Raw genomic sequence first — 16,580 nt, 5'->3', positions numbered from 1 at the left:
TCCCAACGGATACCCGTTGAAAAGCCGGTCCGGAGAAATCCGGGACGAGCCCCCTTCGTCTAGCGGCCTAGGACGCCGCCCTTTCAAGGCGGTAGCGCGGGTTCGAATCCCGTAGGGGGTACGGTCTTCGGACCGTTGGTAGCAGAGCAAGGCCCTGTGGCGCAGTTGGTTAGCGCGCCGCCCTGTCACGGCGGAGGTCGCGGGTTCGAGTCCCGTCAGGGTCGCAAATAAGCGCCGGAGCAATCCGGCGTTTAGCGTATGGCATTCGGAACGGGTGCCTGCGGCCAGGTAGCTCAGTTGGTACGAGCGTCCGCCTGAAAAGCGGAAGGTCGCCGGTTCGATCCCGGCCCTGGCCACCACAATCCCCTCGCCGGTCCGGCGGGGGGATTTTTCGTTTCGCGGGCGTTGGCGTATCCCGGTCCCGTCCGGAAACGTGGGCCGGGTGGTCGGCGAGGTGGGATGCTGGGGGCATGGCTGAACGGTGGTACTACTGCTTGAAGCACCAGCGTGCCGAGAAGGGCCGCCAGTGCTGGTTCCGGGACCGGATGGGCCCGTATCCGGACCAGGCCACGGCCGAACGCGCGCTGGAGATCGTCCGGGCGCGCAACGAGCGCGAGGACGCGCGCGACCGATCCTGGCGCGACGGCGACTGAAACCCTTCCTGCGCGACAACAGATTTCGCTCGTGCGGCGCGGGAACGCGCGGCGGCGCGACCGTCGCCGCAGGTCCGCGACTTGATCTTGGTCCGGATCACGGCGCGTAATACCCTCGACGCCGCGTCCGGCCGCTCAGGTGCCCATCAGGTCGATCGAGTACGGTTTCTCAGAATCGAACGAGTGCTCGGCGGTCCGGCGTGGGCTGCGGGCCGGACCAGGTGAGCAGGGAGGGCGACCCTTGAGGGTTACCGTTGTTGTGCCGACCTACAACGAGCGGGAGAATCTGCCGGTGGCGGTGGAGCGGCTGACGGCGCTGCCGGTGGCCGACCTGCACGTCCTCGTCGTCGACGACAACTCGCCGGACGGCACCGGGGAGGTCGCCGACAAGCTGGCCGCCGAGCTGCCGAACGTGGTCGGCGTGCTGCACCGCACCGAGAAGGACGGACTCGGCCGCGCCTACGTCGCCGGTATCACCCGGGCGCTGGACGAAGGCGCCGACGTGGTGATTCAGATGGACGCCGATCTCTCGCATCCGGCCGAGGTGATTCCGGCCATGCTGGAGAAGCTGCGCGACACCGAGGCGGGCGTCGTGCTCGGCTCGCGGTACGTCCCGGGCGGTTCCACCGCCGAGGAGTGGAAGTGGTACCGCAAGGCGCTCTCGGCGTGGGCGAACTTCTACGTGAACCTGATCCTGCGCTTGGGCGTCAAGGACGCCACCGCGGGCTTCAAGGCATGGAAGGCCGACACGCTGCGCGCCATCGACGTGGCCTCGATCCGGAGCAACGGCTACTCGTTCCAGGTCGAGATGAACTACCGGACGGTCAAGCGGGGCATCGCGATCGCCGAGGTGCCGATCCGGTTCGAGGAGCGCACCCTTGGCGCCTCGAAGATGAGTCTGAAGGTGCAGCTGGAGTCGGCGCTGATGCCGTGGAAGCTGCTGTTCGGCCGCTCGGTCTGACCACACCGCAGAGCCCCGCGTCCGGGAAACGGAGGCGGGGCTCTGTTGTGTTCGGTGCTCACTCGGCCGGGCTCAGCGCTCGATCAGGTGCTTGCGCAGGCCCTCCATGCTGACAACGATGACCGGCACCAGCAGCACGTGCATGATCGACAGCGCCACGGTGGACGCGGTGTCGAAGTTGGCGGCGACGGTGCCCACGATGGTGGCGAGGCTCAACACCGAGCCGACCACCGCGGCGATCCGCAGCACGCCCACCCAGCGGTAGGACAGCAGGGCGGCGGCGGTCAGCCCGACCGCCAGCGGGACGGCGGACATGACGATCACGCCGCCGGGCGCGACGTCCTGGGTGGTCGTGCCGTCGACAATGACGAAGGAGCCGCCCGCGGCGGCGCCGATCAGCCAGACGACGAGGTTGGCCAGCACGCCGGCGGCGACCGCGCCGAGGACGGCGACCGGGCGGTTCACGGCGGGGATCTGGATGGTGGGTGCGGTGGTGGCGTGTGCGACAGACATGGTTCCGGTCTCCTGAGGCGAAGCTGTGAATTCGTTGTGAGACTCATCTTGAAACCTCAAGAATTGTTTAGGTCAATCGCGTTGCGGCGCAGTGTGTTCCATATCACTCGATCCGGTGTCCGGCCAGTCGAGCAACGTCGCAAGAAACAGCTGCCGTACCGTCTCGACCTGCTCGTTCATCGCCGCCGGATCCCAGTCGCGCACATCGATGGGCGCCAGGATCGCGACGTCCACCGTCCCGCGCCGCGCGATCATCGAATTGCGCCAGGAGATCTCGCCCGCGTTGCGGATCACCACCGGGATCACCGGAACGCCCGCCTGGTGCGCGATGTGGAAGGCGCCCTTCTTGAACGGCCCGACTTCCGGTGTGTACGAACGGGTTCCCTCCGGCGAGACGGCGATCGACAGCCCCCCGCGCAGCGTCTCGACCACGGGCGCCAGCGCCGCTCTGGCGCGATGGGTGTCCGATCGGTCGATGAAGGTCACGCCGACGAAGCGCATCAGCGGACCGAACAGCGGGTTGCGGGTCAACTCCTTCTTGCCGATGCCGGTGACACCGCCGCCGATCACGTTCGGCACGATGATCACGTCGAACTGGCTCTGGTGGTTGAACAGGAAGACGGCGGGGCGCGGCCCTCGCGCGTGCTCGGCGCCGGTCACCCGGACGCGCACGCCGAGCGCGCGCAGCGTCGCGCCGGTGCCGTACGCCATCAGCGCGTCGGCCATCTTCCTGCGCTGCCCGGTGTACGACTTGGCGAGCACGCCGAACACCGCGCCGCCGATCAGCGCCGCGAAACCGGCGATCGTGCGCAGGTAGTCCAGCGGCCGAGGCGCTCTGCGCGGCCGGAAGGCCAGCGACGGCCAGGCGTTGTCGGTCGCCATCGCGCCCAGCTTGCGTTCGGGGTTGACGGCGACCGGGTGGCCCACGAGCGCGAGCACCGGTAGGTCCGCGACACCGTCGGCGTAGGCATAACTGCGGCTCAGATCGATGCCGTTGGCCGAGGCGAACGTGCGCACGGCGTCGGCTTTGCCGTGCCGCCACAGGGTCTTCCCCGCGGTGTAGCCGGTGAGCAGGCCGTCGCTGGTGGCCATCTCGGTGCAGAGCACGTGCCGGACGCCGAGCGCGGCGGCGGCCGGCGCGACCTGGAACCTGGTCAGCGAACTGGTCAGCACCACGGTGTGCCCGGCCGCCTCGTGCGTCCGGATCAATTGCCACGCTTCGGGATACAGGTGCCCGTAGACGGCGCGGCGGAACAGCTGGACGCCTAGTTCGTCGAGCTCGTCCTCGGTCCGCCCGGCCAGCACCTGGGCGGCCTGCTGGAGGAAGCGGCTGTACTCGCCGTCGGTCAGCCCGTTGCGGATGCTGCCGAGCAGCGTCGCGGACAGGCCGCGCGCGCCGCCGCCCAACGCCCTGCGATACAGCGGCGGCCGGGGGAACCCGTCCACGACAGTGCCGCCGAAGTCGAACACCGCGGCGATCTCGGGTCCCTGCGGCCCGGATCGGATGGCGGACAACATCGCGCCGAGATCGGCGGGCGCATCCCCCGATCCGCCTCGATCATCGGCGGCCGGGCGCGGGGCTGCGGCCTGGCTCATCGCGCCCCCAGCCCCGGGATGTTGGACGGGTCGAGGGCCGCGGCCTGCGCGATGCGGGCCCCGATACCGCGCAGCCGATCGGCGAATTCGGCACGGCGCGCGATCAATTCGGTGCGGTCCTTGGCCGAGGTCCCCGACACCGGCCGCAGCAGCCCGTGGTTGTCGGCCAGTTTCAGCGCACTGCCGAACAGTTCGGTGGACACCGATTCCGGGCTGTGCAGGCGCTGCTGGAGCAGCATCTGCCTGCCCACCGACACGCATTCGTCGAGGAATTCCTTGCGGTCGATCGCGGCGCCGGGATCGCGCGCGGCCAACCGCTCGGCGACGACGAGCTGCGCGTCGAAGAACGAGCGCAGCACGCGGTGGGCCATCATGAATCCGGAGGCGGTGAGCTTCCCGAGGATGTCGGTGCCGAGGGTGTCCTTGCGGCTGCGTCCGTTCCACTCCGGATCGACGAGCAGCATCTCGGCGGTGATCTGGGTGGTGAATTCCGCGCGGTCCGGGAAGAAGAACTCGAACTTCAACAGGTCGCGCAGCCGGAACGCCTCGTCCCATCCGGTCCGAAGCTGGTCGGGCGCACCGGAATCCACCGCGGCGAGGATCGACAATTCCAGGATCGCCCGGTTCACGAACCAGTGCACGGCGCTGTTGCGGTAGAACGCGGCCTCCAGGTGCGCGCCGCTCTCGATCGAATACACCGGCTCCAGGCCGCCGCGATAGACGGTCACCACCTTGGCCAGCGAAAGCTGTTCCAGCACAACGGCCAGGTTCGGTTCGTCGCGCAGCGCGTCGAGTTCACCGCTGGGCAGCTCGCGCTTCTCGATGTAGCCGAGCACCGGCGCGAGCAGCGAGCGGACCTCGCCGAGGGTGAGCGCGCGCTCGTCCACGCCGAGCAGGGCCAGTGTGACCAGCGAGTTGACGGTGATGGGCGTGACCGTGTTGATCCCGACGGCGATCTCGAAAGCCAGGCGCTGCACGGCCTTTCGTTCCCGCTCCATGGTCTCCGGATCGGTGTCGGCGACCGGCTCGGCGACCGATTCGGTGTGGTGCAAGGGAATCGAGATCCGCGGCGGAGCGAGCGGGTCGCCGTGCGCGGCCAGCCGGTCGCGGGCCGAGAGCGGCGCGCCGAAGCGGACGTAGACGCGGCCCGCCGAATGCTGCTGGCTGCGGATGTAGCGCGCCATCCAGGCCAGCCCCTCCGGTTTCTTGGTGCCGCCCGCCTGTTCGGTGGCGATGGCGCCGAGTTCGTTGAGTCGCTCGTAGGTGATCGATACCGGGACCAGCATGACGTCGTCGACGCGGTCGGCGCGCACCGCGGCGGCGAGGTAGTTGAGCAGGCCGTAACGCGGCGGGCGCAGCTTGCCGGTGCGGGTGCGGCCGCCCTCGAAGTACCACTCCAGGTTGAAGCGTTTGGCGACCAGGTAGGCGAAGTACTCCTCGACCACCGCCTTGTAGACCTCGTCGTCGCCGAAGCTGCGCCGGATGAACACCGTGCCGGTGCGCCGCGCGATCGGGCCGAGCGGCCAGAACCGCAGATTGGCGCCGCCGATCACGTGGTTGGGCGGGAAGTCGTTGCGGGCCAGCACGTCACCGAGCACGAACGCGTCCACGTAGGAACGGTGCGAGGGCAGGAAGACCAGCGGATAGCGGCGGTTGAGCGCGCGCAGCGCGGCAAGGCCGGAGTCGTCGGTGTCGACTTTCCACGTCGAGGCGTGCACCGGGCGCATGGCCTGGGTGAACAGATCCGAGACCGTCCGGCTCTGCGCGGCGACCAGTTCGTTGAGCGCCCGCTCCGCGCGGCGATACACCTCCTGGGGATCCGCGCCGATCCGGTCGGCGATCAGCTCCAGCCTGCGCAAGAAGTCGGGGGAGTCGAGGATCTCCTCGGCCACCAGCCGGGGCACCTTGTATCGGTCGCCGATGATGGACCGCTCCGCGCGTTCCAGCGCGACCACCGCGGCGCGCAGGATGGCGCGGGCGAACGGCTCGGCGGTTCCCGCCGCGTGCAGCGCGGAGGCCTCGGGATTGTTGACGCGCAGCTCGCTCAGCAGAGCGGGTTGCCCGGTCAGGATCACGTGCCGGTCCGGCGATTTGCGCACCAGCTTGCGCTGCGCGAGCCAGTGTGGTTTGCGGGGATTGGTCAGCATCGCCAGATCGGCGAAGGTCATCCGGCGCACGCCGTCGCGCTCGGGCGGCAGCCAGAGCACCCGGATCGGCACCACCAGCGGGTCGTCGCGGCGACCGACCAGCCTGTCCGCGATCGCGTCCGAGTCCAGGTCGAGCTGGGTGATCGGCGCGTCGGTGCCGATCTCCTTGGCGATGCCGCCGTCGCCGAGCCAGGCGCCGACCAGTTCGCGCTCGACCCCGGAGGTGGCGTCCACCAGCGCCACCACCGACCGGGGCGCGGTAGCTGACTTCGTCGGCGAGCCGCCGCGGTGATCGATCATCGATGTTCTTCCCTCCGCAGGTGACGCTTCCTTCATTCAAGCCTGCCGCGCCGCTGTGCGCAGGCACTCCGCGCGGCGAGTTCGATTCCGGTGCGGTGAACGCGCGCAGCGGGCTGCCCTCGAACGCGGGCGCGACAGGCGGGGAGGGGCGGTCGCGGGAAGTGCGCGGCGGAGTGTCCGACAGTGCGCGGCGGCCGTTGCGGCCGGATAACCGGTGTCGCCCAGGGCGTTTGCCGCAATAAACATCCTGTGGTCGCGAGCACACTTTCGCGGTGCCGAGGTAATGCTAACCTTACCTCTCGAAGTTAGGTCAGGGTTACCTTGGAGGATCGTTGTCGACCACGGACGAGCGCTTGCGCGTAGAGTATGTAACCGATCCGGCGGCAGCGATGTCACGGCTGGCTGCGGCGGATAGTTTCGGCGAGTACGTGATGTACGAACGTCCGGGGGAGTGGGTGTTCGCGGCCGATCCGATCGGCAGCATCGAACTCGACGTGCGCGAACTGCGCGTCACCTGGGAGGGGAAGACCACCACCGCGAGCTGGACGGGCACGCCCGCGCGAGCTCTGGACGAGGCCCTCGGCCTGCTGCCGCTGGACGGCCGTCGCGCCTACGGCTGGATCGGATTCGAGTTCTGCGCGTGGGCGCTGGACGCGACCGCGCACCTGGACGAGCGGACGCCCTTGGCGCACCTGATGATTCCGCGCATCGAGGTCCGTGTGGACGAATCCGGTATTCGCATCTCGGGCGCCACGCCGAGCGAGACCGGTGACATCCACGATCTCATCGCCGAGGCGCAGGGCAGCGAGCTGCCGACGCCGCACCCGGCCGACATCCGGGTGGATCCGACCGGTTACCGCGACCGGGTCGCCGAGGCTGTCGCGGAAATCCGTTCCGGCCGTTACCAGAAGGTCATCCTCTCCAGGAAGGTCGAGCTGCCGTTCGCGGTCGACGTGCCCGCCACCTACCGGCTCGGCCGGGCGAACAACACGCCCGCCCGCTCCTTCCTGCTGCGGCTCGGCGGTCTCGAAGCCGCGGGCTTCAGCCCGGAGCTGGTCGCCTCCGTCGACGAGGACCGGGTGGTCACCACCGAGCCGCTGGCGGGCACCCGCGCCTTCGGCCTCGGCGCGGAGGTCGACATGGCGGCCCGCGCCGACCTGGTCAGCGATCCGAAAGAGATCGTGGAGCACGCCATTTCGGTGCAGACCTCGTTCGCCGAGATCAGCGCGGTCGCCGATCCCGGTACGCCCGCGGTGTCCGATTTCATGGCGGTGCGCGAGCGCGGCAGCGTGCAGCACCTCGCCTCCACCGTGCGCGGCAGGCTGGCCGCCGATCGCTCCAGCTGGGACGCGCTCGAGGTGCTCTTCCCGTCGGTCACCGCGTCCGGCATCCCCAAGCGCGAGGGCGTCGACTCGGTCTTCCGCCTCGACGGTGCGCCGCGCGGGCTGTACTCCGGTGCGGTGGTGACGATCTCGCCGACCGGCGCGATGGAGGCCACGCTGGTGCTGCGCGCGGTCTACCAGACCACCGAGGGCGCCTGGCTGCGCGCGGGCGCGGGCATCGTCGGACAGTCCCGTCCCGAGCGCGAATTCGAGGAGACCTGCGAAAAGCTCGGTAGCGTCGCGCCGTACGTCGTCAAGGCGTAGCGGACGCCGAGAGTCGAGCGCACGTCGAAAGACCAACGGGCCGCCCACCATTCGGTGGGCGGCCCGTGTCGTCGGATCGGTGCCTGGACGAGTCGCGACCGGCATGTCGAGTCGCGCGACCGTACTACTGGGCGCGCAGCGCCTTCTTATCGATCTTGCCGACCGCGGTGATCGGCAGCTCGTCCGCCTGGCGCAGCACGTCGGGCAGCTTGTAGGTGGCGAGGCCGCGGTCGGTGAGGAAGGTCTTGATTTCGGCCAGGGCCGGCATCGCGCCGTCGACGACCAGTACCGCGCAGACCTTTTCGCCGAGCGCCGCGTCCGGCAGCCCGACCGCGGCGGCGTGCCGGACGGCCGGATGGGCGAGCAGGTGCTCCTCGAGCTCGTCGCAGGAGATGTTCTCGCCGCCGCGGTTGATCACGTCCTTGATCCGGCCGGAGACCACGAGGTGGCCGGACGGGAGGCGACGGACCAGGTCGCCGCTGCGGTAGTAGCCGTCGGGAGTGAAGGCGCGGGCGTTGTGCTCGGGCGCGCGGTAGTAGCCGCGAATCGTATAGGGGCCCTTGGTGAGTAGCTCACCCTCCTCGCCCAGCGCGACGTCGTTGCCTTCGCCGTCCACCACCCGCACCTCGTCGGCGGGGGAGAGCGGTCTGCCCTGAGTGGTGTGCAGCAGCTCGGCCGGATCGTCGAGCCGGGTGTAGTTGAGCAGACCCTCGGCCATGCCGAACACCTGCTGCAAGGTGGCGCCGAGAGCGGGGGTGACCTCGACGGCGTTCACCTCGGCCAGACGCGCGCCGCCGACTTGGAGCAGGCGCAGCGAGGCGAGGTCGGCGTCCTCCCATTCGGTTGCCGCGCACCACAACTGGGCCAGCGGCGGCACCACGGCGGTGACCGTGACCCGGTGCTTCTCGATGGCGGCGAAGGCGCTCTCGGGGCTCGGATCGGTGACGAACGCGACCGCGCCGCCGACGCTCACGGTGCCGAGGATGCCGGGGCAGGCGAGCGGGAAGTTGTGCGCGGCGGGCAGCGTCGCCAGGTAGACGTCGTCGGCGGTGAGCTCGCACACCGCGGCGCTCGCGGTGGCGTTGTATGCGTAATCGTCGTGCGTGCGGGCGATCAGCTTGGGCAGGCCGGTGGTGCCGCCCGAGACCAGCATCAGCGCGATGTCGCTCGGGTCGACCTCGGGGAGCGACAACACAGCGCCGTCGAGCCCAGCGCCGTCGCGGGGTACCGAATTCAGGTCGGTGAACGCGCCCGGCTCGCCGAGCACGAGCACGTGGCGCAAGCTCGGCACGGACTCGCACACCGTCGCGGCCAGTTCCCGGTAGTCGAAATCGCCGTGCCGGTCGACGATGACGTAACCCACCGCCTCGGAAAGCGCGGCCAGATGCTCGATTTCGGCCCTGCGGTGGGCGGGCAGCGTCAGCACCGGGATGATGCCCGCCCGCAGCAGACCGAACAGCACCGTCAGGAACTCGGGCACGTTGGGCAACTGCACGACGACGCGGTCGCCCGGCACGATGCCCAGCGCAAGCAGACCGTGCGCCATCCGATCGGCCTCGGCGTCCACTTCCGCGTAACAGCGCTCCCCCGCGTCGGTGATCAGCGCGGTGCGCCCCGGCTCCTTGCGCGCGGTCTCGCGCAGCAGGTCGCCGAGCGCGCGGCCGGTCCAGTAGCCGGCGGCCCGATAGTTCTCGGCCGCGTCGGCGGGGAAGGGGACGTAGCCCTCTCGGTGGGTGCTGGATGTGGTGGTCACGGGCCGCCTCACAAAGTCGGAACGGGTAGTTCTCGGATCTAGTAATTAGGGTCTCTTTATGTAGGTTAGGCAACCCTATCTCAGTGCGATACGCTATCGCCGAGCAGTCTCGATCCGCCGGATGCGGCGGCGAACAAGGAGTACAGCGGCACATGGAGCCAGCACAGCGACCGGGAGGCGGAGCGGGGAGCGCCGCGCACGCGGTGATCGGCCGGGACGAGATCCGCGCCGCGATCGCCGGGCAACTCGGCATCGATATCGACGCGATCGCCGACGAGGACGATCTGATCCAGCTGGGCCTGGATTCCATCCGGACCATGAAACTGGCCGGTGGTTGGCGCAAGCGCGGCGCGGACGTCAACTTCGCCCAGCTGGCCGCCACGCCGACCGTCGCGGAATGGTCCCGGTTGCTCGGCGCGGGCGCCGCACCCGCAGAAGCCGCAGCCGCGGAGTCGGACGCCGAGACGGGCGAATCTACCGTGGCACTCGCCGAATCCGGTACAGCGCCCGTCGAGTCGGCCACCGCACTGGTCGCATCCGCCGAGGCCGGGGACGAATCCGAGCCCTTCCCGCTGGCGACCATGCAGCACGCGTACTGGATCGGCCGCTCCGACGAACAGGATCTGGGCGGCGTCGCCGCGCACCTGTACGTCGAATTCGACGGTTCCGCCGTCGATCCCGAGCGGCTCGAGCGCGCCGTCGCGGCCCTGGTCGCCGCGCACCCGATGCTGCGCACCCGGGTGCTGCCGGATGGAACGCAGCAGACGATGCCCGCGCCCGGCCGTCCGGTGTTCTCCGTCGTCGACCTGCGCGCGGAGTCCGCCGAAGCCGCGGCCGCCGAGCTGGAACGCCTGCGCGACAGCAAGACCCACCAGCGTCTCGACATCGAGGCCGGGCAGGTCCTCGACCTGACGCTCAGCCTGCTGGCCGACGATCGCACCCGCCTGCACCTCGACGTCGACATGCTCGCGGGCGACGCCATGAGCTACCGCGTCCTGATCTCCGACCTGGCCGAGCTCTACCACGGCGGGTCGCTGCCCGCCGAGACCTACAGCTACCGCCGCTACCGCACCGAACGCCAGATCGACGCGGCCGCGCGGGAGCGCGACAAGCAGTGGTGGCAGGAACGGCTGTCGCGGCTGCCCGGTTCGCCCGAGCTGCCGACCATTCCGGTCAGCGAGCGCGCCGACCCGCACCGGACCGTCCGCTACAACCACTGGCTCGAGCCGGAGGCCAAGCAGCGGCTGCTGGACGCCGCGCACGCGCGCGGCATCACCCCGGCCATGGCGCTGGCCGCGGTGTTCGCCGAAACCATCGGCGGCTGGTCCGCGCAGAGCCGATTCCTGTTGAACGTGCCGCTGTTCCACCGTGAGCCGGTGCATCCCGACATCGATCGCGTGATCGGCGATTTCACGTCATCGATCATGCTCGAGGTGGATGTCAGCGCGGACCTGACGGTCGCCGACCGTGCTCGGGCGTTGCAGCGCTCGATGCACGAAAGCGGCGCGCACACTGCCTATTCCGGCCTCGAGGTGCTGCGCGACCTCGGCCGCCACCGCGGCGAGCCGGTGCTCGCGCCGATCGTCTACACCAGTGCGCTCAATCTCGGCGAGCTGTTCGCCGATTCGGTGACCGAGACTTTCGGCGAGCCGGTCTGGATCATCTCGCAGGGCCCGCAGGTGCTGCTCGACGCGCAGGTCACCGAGGTGCGCGGCGGCCTGCTGCTGAACTGGGACGTGCGCGAATCCGCCTTCCCCGAAGGCGTGATCGACGCGATGTTCACCAGCTACACCGACGCCATCGCGCGGCTCGGCGCGGGCGAGGCCGGGTGGAATGCCGAGGCGGCGGTACGTCTTCCGCTCGCGCAGGCCACCGTGCGCGCGCAGGTCAACGCGACCGACGGACCGGTGACCGGCCGCGCGCTGCACGAGGGCTTCTTCCAGCACGCCGCGGCGACGCCCGACGCGCCCGCGGTGCTGTGGCAGACCGACGGCGTCGACGGCGGATGGAGCTACGGCGAATTGGCCGCGCAGGCACTGGCCGTTGCCGGTGCGCTGCGGGATCAGGGGGTGCGGCAAGGCGATACCGTCGCGGTGCAGTTGCCGAAGGGCCCGGATCAGATCCTCGCGGTGCTCGGCGTGCTCGCGGCGGGCGCGACCTACGTGCCGATCGGCTTCGACCAGCCGGTGGGCAGGCGCGCGGAAATCCTGCGCACTGGCGAGGTGGTGGCCGCGCTCACCGTCGACGGTGCGAACATGGGAAGTCCCGAGATCGCTTGCGTGCCGGTCTCGCAGGCCGCACAGCACCCGAATCCGCTTGCCGCGCCCGTGATCCCGGATACCTCGGCCATCGCATACGTGCTGTTCACCTCCGGTTCGACCGGCGTGCCCAAGGGCGTCGACCTACCGCACAGCGGCCCGATGAACACCATCGACGCCGTGAACGACTGGTTCGGGGTCGGTCCCGGCGACCGGGTACTCGGGCTGTCCGCCCTGGAGTTCGACGCCTCGGTCTACGACATCTTCGGCATGTTCTCGGTCGGCGGCTCCGTCGTCGCGCTGAACCCGAGGCAGCGCGAGGAGGCGACCACCTGGGTCGAGCTGTTGCGGCGCTTCCGGGTGACCATCCTCAACTGCGTGCCGAGCATGCTCGACATGATCCTCGAGATCGGCGGCGACGAACTGGGCGACTCGCTGCGCGCGGTGACCCTCGGCGGCGACTGGGTCGGCGCCGACCTCGCGCGCAGGCTCGCCGCGCAGGTGCCCGGCTGCCGCTTCTCCGGCCTGGGCGGCGCGACCGAGACGTCCATCCACAACACCATTTGCGAGGTCAGCGATCCGCCCGCGCACTGGACGACGGTGCCGTTCGGCGTTCCGCTGCGCAATGTGCGCTGCCGCGTGGTCAATTCGGCGGGCCGCGACTGCCCGGACTGGGTGCCGGGCGAATTCTGGGTGGGCGGCGCGAACGTCGCCGCGGGTTACCGCAACGATCCCGAGCGCACCGCCGAACGGTTCGTGACGCACGACGACATCCGCTGGTACCGCACCGGCGACATGGCCCGCTACTGGCCGGACGGCACGATCGAATTCCTCGGCCGCGCCGACCACCAGGTGCAGATCCGTGGCTACCGCGTGGAACTCGGTGAGGTGGAGAGCGCGCTGCGCACCGCGCCGGGCGTCCGGCACGCGGTCGCGGCCGTGGTCGGAACGGGTGCGCCGAAGCTGGTCGCGGCCGTGGCCGGGTTCCCGGGCAGCACTGTGGATCTGGTCGGCGCGATCTCGGATCTGTTGCCCGGCTACATGATTCCGACTCGCATCGAACTCCTGGAGGACATGCCGCTCACCGACAACGGCAAGCTCGACCGCCGCGCGGTCGTCGCGCTGCTCGAGCCCTCGGCGCAGGACACCGCGGACCTCGCGCCGCGCACGCCGCTGGAGTCGGCGCTCGCGGCCATCATCGCCGAGGTGCTCGGCGTGCCGCGGCTCGGCGTGCACGACGACTTCTTCGGGCTCGGCGGCGACTCGGTGCTCGCGACGACGGCGATCGCCCGGGTCCGCGAATGGCTCGACGCGGAGCACGCGCTGGTCGCGGACATCCTCGTCGGCCGCACGGTGGCGGGGCTGGCCGAGCGCTTGCTCGCGAAGGAGGCCGAGGCGGGCACACCGGACCGGCTGGACGAGGTCGCCAAGCTGTATCTGGAGGTCGCGGCCATGACCGACGAGGAGATCCTCGCCCAGGCCTGACGCGGTTTCCCGTCGCCTCGATTCGATCGGGGCGACGGGTCGCGCTTCCGGGACTAAACTTCCCGGCATGACCCGTTGGGACGCCTCGAACATCCCCGATCAGACCGGCCGGACGTTCATCGTCACCGGCGCGAACAGCGGCTTGGGCGCGGTGGCGGCGCGTGCGCTCGCCGGGGCGGGGGCCGATGTGGTGCTGGCCTGCCGCAACGTCGCCAAGGGGGAGAAGGTCGCCGCCGAGCTCGGCGAGCGCGCCACGGTGCGCGCGCTCGATCTGGCCGATCTCTCCTCGGTGCGCGAGTTCGCCGAATCGGTGGACCGAGTCGACGTGCTGATCAACAACGCGGGCGTCATGGCGGTGCCGGAAGGGCGCACCAAAGACGGCTTCGAAATGCAGGTCGGCACCAACCATCTCGGCCACTTCGCGCTGACCGGCCTACTGCTGGACAAGGTCTCGGACCGGGTGGTCACGGTGTCCAGCGGCGCGCACGCCATCGGCAGGATCGACCTGGACGACTTGAACTGGGAGCGCAGGAAATACCAGCGCTGGGCCGCCTACGGGCAGGCCAAGCTGGCCAACCTGATGTTCGCCTACGAGTTGCAGCGCAAGCTGACCGCCGCCGGTTCCGGCAAGATCTCGGTGGCCGCGCACCCCGGCTACGCCGCGACCGAATTGCAGTCGCACACCGAGTCGCTGCTCGACCCGATCATGTCGGTCGGCAACCGGCTGTTCGCGCAGAGTGCCGAAATGGGCGCGCTGCCAGAGCTTTACGCCGCCACCGTCACGCCGATCGAGCCGGGCGCGTTCTACGGCCCCACCGGGCTCGGCGGCATGCGCGGCTACCCGGGCATCTCGGGTTCGACCAAGCAGTCCCGCGACGAGGCCGTCGCAAGGGGGCTGTGGGAGTTGTCGGAGAAGCTCACGGGCGTCACCTACTCGTTCTCCTGACGGTGGACGTGCTACGCCGACCAGATCGCGCCGGGCTCATCGCACTGATCGACGTCGACAACCGGATGAACGTCGTCGCGGGCGGGTAGCAGCCGGATCAGTGGAGCTGATCACGTTCCTGGCCTCGGGGCCGGTAGCCGACGAGTATCGATGTGACGACCGACGCCGTCTCGATCATGGAAATTGGCCCCTGCGTCACCCGGCTGCCAACGCCTGGTACAGTGGCCGACGTGCAGCGCGCGTATTTCTGGTTTAGCAAGCCGGCCCTGGGTGGGTCGGTCTGCGGCAACCACATGCGCTGACTTCTTCCACCCCGAGCCGGATGATGGACCGGCTCGACGGTATTCATGTCCGTGGGTCGGCCTTGACGAAAAGGAACCCACACAGATGACAACCGCAGCCGACGTCGACGCGCGGCATTCCGATCTCGACGACCAGCGCACCCTGTCCGTGAGCCCGTTACGCTCGCCGGCCGAGGTGCGCATGGTGCACCCGATCAGCGATGCGCTGGCCGACACCGTCCGCGCGGGCCGCAAGGCCACGGTGGACGTGCTCGACGGCGCCGACGACCGCCTGATGGTGATCGTCGGCCCGTGTTCCGTGCACGATCCCGCGGCGGCGCTGGACTACGCGCGGCGGTTGGCCGAGAAGGCCGCCGAGCTGAGCGACCGGCTGCACGTGGTGATGCGCGTCTACTTCGAGAAGCCGCGCACCAGCCTCGGCTGGAAGGGCCTGATCAACGATCCGCACCTGGACGGCTCGTTCGACGTCAACACCGGTCTCGGCATCGGTCGCAAGGTGCTCGTCGACATCACCGCCCTCGGTCTGCCGGTGGCCTGTGAGTTCCTCGACCCGATCACCCCGCAGTACATCGCGGACCTGGTCTCCTACGGCGCGATCGGCGCGCGCACCGCGGCCAGCCAGGTGCACCGTCAGCTGAGCAGCGCGCTGTCCATGCCGGTCGGCATCAAGAACGGCACGGACGGCGACGTGCAGGTGGCCGTGGACGGCGTGCGCGCCGCGGCGGCCAGCCACGTCTTCCCCGGCACCGATCTCGACGGCCGCTCGGCGCTGATCCGCACCACCGGCAACCCCGACTGCCACGTGATCCTGCGCGGCGGCAGCACCGGCCCGAACTTCGACGCGGCCTCCGTCGCCGAGGCCTGCCTGCGCCTGGAGAAGGCGAGCCTGCCGCAGCGCATCGTGGTGGACGCCAGCCACGGCAACAGCAACAAGGACCACAACAAGCAGGTCGACGTGGTCACCGACATCGCGGAGCGCATCGCCGGTGGCGAGCGCAGCGTCGTCGGCGTGATGCTGGAGAGCTTCCTGGTCGCGGGTCGTCAGGATCTCACCCTCGGCCGCGCCGCGGACCTCACCTACGGCCAGTCCATCACCGACGCCTGCATCGACTGGTCCACCACCGCGGCCCAGCTGGATCGCCTCGCCGACGCCGTCGCTCAGCGCCGCGCGGGCTGACCATCCTTTCGACGCCTCACAGCGCCAGCGGGCCTGTGAGGCGTGTGAAAGGGGTTGTCGAGCCAATGCCGGATGTAGGTGGCCTTCGGTCGGTTACCGCGCCGAGCATTCCGGACGCGGCACTAATCCAGCTCGCCGATCACGCAGAGCAGATCGCCGGAGGCGACGGTGCGCTCGGTGAACCCGGCCTGGGCCAAGTGTTCACCGAGCCGCGCCGGCGGCGGCTTCGGCGATGCCGCCGCACCATCCGGATCGCCGTATCCGTAGCAGAGGTAGAGCACGCCGCCCTGCGCGAGCAGGCGCCGGATCAGTGCGAGTTCGGCGGTGGGCCGTTTGGTCCAGAACAGGTTGACGTTGACCGCGAGGATCTTGTCGAAGGCGTCGATCCCGAAATCGTCGAGCACCTGTTCCGGTCGCAGTTCGGTCAGCTCGGCGTGCACCAGACCGACGCGGCCCGGATCACCATGCGACGCTTCGCCTTCGCGCGGCTCGGTGCCGCCTGTGCGCGAACTTCGGGCGCGGGTGCTCTCGCCGGGCGGTGCGCCGTGGACCGATGGATCGAGCCCGGCGGCGCGCAACCGTTCCGCCGCGCGAGTGATCGCCGTCGCCGAGCGCTCGACGCCGATGACGCGCCCCTCGGGCACTCGGTCGGCCAGCAGCGACAGCGACGGGCTCGCGCCGGGGCCGATCTCCAGGACCCGATCCGCGCGCCCGAGCGTCATCGTGTCGGCGAACCAGTGGAAGCGTGCGTCACCCACGGCCGACCGTCCTTTTACCCTCGGTTCGCGCGTTGTCGTCTGCGGGTCCGAGCGCCGGGGCGTTCACGAACCAGCGATTCCCGTC

General features: G+C 69.9%; 12 protein-coding genes and 3 tRNA genes. 10 read left to right on the top strand and 5 right to left on the bottom strand.

Features of this window, described 5'->3' with window-relative positions; all coding sequences use genetic code 11:
* The first annotated feature begins 48 nt into the window (after window positions 1-48).
* The 5 genes from AB0H49_RS02325 to AB0H49_RS02305 all read left to right on the top strand — a co-directional run bounded on the left by AB0H49_RS02325 (window position 49) and on the right by AB0H49_RS02305 (window position 1,614).
* Window positions 49-121: transfer RNA gene (locus AB0H49_RS02325), tRNA-Glu, on the top strand.
* A gap of 29 nt (window positions 122-150) precedes the next feature.
* Window positions 151-224 (top strand) — tRNA-Asp (locus tag AB0H49_RS02320).
* 58 nt (window positions 225-282) lie between these two features.
* Window positions 283-359 (top strand) — tRNA-Phe (locus AB0H49_RS02315).
* A gap of 111 nt (window positions 360-470) precedes the next feature.
* Entirely contained in the window at window positions 471-653 is a 183-nt protein-coding gene (locus AB0H49_RS02310) for a hypothetical protein (RefSeq protein ID WP_067790454.1), read from the top strand.
* A gap of 241 nt (window positions 654-894) precedes the next feature.
* Window positions 895-1,614 carry a polyprenol monophosphomannose synthase gene (locus tag AB0H49_RS02305; RefSeq protein ID WP_355000289.1) on the top strand — a complete coding sequence of 240 codons (720 nt, stop codon included), beginning with the start codon at window positions 895-897 and terminating at the stop codon, window positions 1,612-1,614.
* Between the two features lie 72 nt (window positions 1,615-1,686).
* Here AB0H49_RS02305 and AB0H49_RS02300 read toward each other — a convergent pair whose 3' ends face one another.
* The 3 genes from AB0H49_RS02300 to AB0H49_RS02290 form a co-directional block, all read right to left on the bottom strand.
* On the bottom strand, window positions 1,687-2,127 hold the full coding sequence (locus tag AB0H49_RS02300) for a DUF6069 family protein (RefSeq protein ID WP_357246217.1): 441 nt from the start codon (window positions 2,125-2,127) through the stop codon (window positions 1,687-1,689).
* Window positions 2,128-2,199: 72 nt separating this feature from the next.
* Window positions 2,200-3,723: an HAD-IB family hydrolase gene (locus tag AB0H49_RS02295; protein ID WP_357246214.1), complete on the bottom strand. Its 1,524-nt coding sequence runs from the start codon at window positions 3,721-3,723 to the stop codon at window positions 2,200-2,202.
* Entirely contained in the window at window positions 3,720-6,170 is a 2,451-nt protein-coding gene (locus AB0H49_RS02290; protein WP_355000286.1) for a glycerol-3-phosphate 1-O-acyltransferase, read from the bottom strand. The genes AB0H49_RS02295 and AB0H49_RS02290 overlap by 4 nt, the downstream gene beginning before the upstream one ends.
* A 332-nt stretch (window positions 6,171-6,502) precedes the next feature.
* Between AB0H49_RS02290 and nbtS the strand changes: the two genes are divergently transcribed.
* Window positions 6,503-7,816: a nocobactin biosynthesis salicylate synthase NbtS gene (nbtS, locus tag AB0H49_RS02285; protein WP_357246211.1), complete on the top strand. Its 1,314-nt coding sequence runs from the start codon at window positions 6,503-6,505 to the stop codon at window positions 7,814-7,816.
* A gap of 124 nt (window positions 7,817-7,940) precedes the next feature.
* Here the strand turns inward: nbtS and AB0H49_RS02280 are convergent, their stop codons facing one another.
* A complete protein-coding gene (locus tag AB0H49_RS02280; RefSeq protein ID WP_357246209.1) occupies window positions 7,941-9,569 on the bottom strand; it encodes an AMP-binding protein in 1,629 nt (542 codons plus the stop codon).
* A 152-nt stretch (window positions 9,570-9,721) separates the two neighbouring features.
* Between AB0H49_RS02280 and AB0H49_RS02275 the strand changes: the two genes are divergently transcribed.
* The 4 genes from AB0H49_RS02275 to AB0H49_RS02260 all read left to right on the top strand — a co-directional run bounded on the left by AB0H49_RS02275 (window position 9,722) and on the right by AB0H49_RS02260 (window position 15,737).
* On the top strand, window positions 9,722-13,312 hold the full coding sequence (locus tag AB0H49_RS02275) for an amino acid adenylation domain-containing protein (RefSeq protein ID WP_357246206.1): 3,591 nt from the start codon (window positions 9,722-9,724) through the stop codon (window positions 13,310-13,312).
* 67 nt (window positions 13,313-13,379) lie between these two features.
* A complete protein-coding gene (locus AB0H49_RS02270; protein ID WP_357246203.1) occupies window positions 13,380-14,258 on the top strand; it encodes an oxidoreductase in 879 nt (292 codons plus the stop codon).
* Window positions 14,259-14,410: 152 nt separating this feature from the next.
* Entirely contained in the window at window positions 14,411-14,560 is a 150-nt protein-coding gene (locus tag AB0H49_RS02265) for a hypothetical protein (RefSeq protein WP_357246201.1), read from the top strand.
* Between the two features lie 85 nt (window positions 14,561-14,645).
* Window positions 14,646-15,737, top strand: coding sequence for a 3-deoxy-7-phosphoheptulonate synthase (locus AB0H49_RS02260; RefSeq protein WP_355000280.1), 1,092 nt, complete (start codon window positions 14,646-14,648; stop codon window positions 15,735-15,737).
* 122 nt (window positions 15,738-15,859) lie between these two features.
* Here AB0H49_RS02260 and AB0H49_RS02255 read toward each other — a convergent pair whose 3' ends face one another.
* Entirely contained in the window at window positions 15,860-16,495 is a 636-nt protein-coding gene (locus AB0H49_RS02255; protein WP_357246197.1) for a class I SAM-dependent methyltransferase, read from the bottom strand.
* Window positions 16,496-16,580 lie beyond the last annotated feature (85 nt).

Source organism: Nocardia sp. NPDC050713 (assembly GCF_040654315.1).
Lineage (GTDB): Bacteria > Actinomycetota > Actinomycetes > Mycobacteriales > Mycobacteriaceae > Nocardia.
This window is presented reverse-complemented; position numbering and strand designations above follow the sequence as displayed.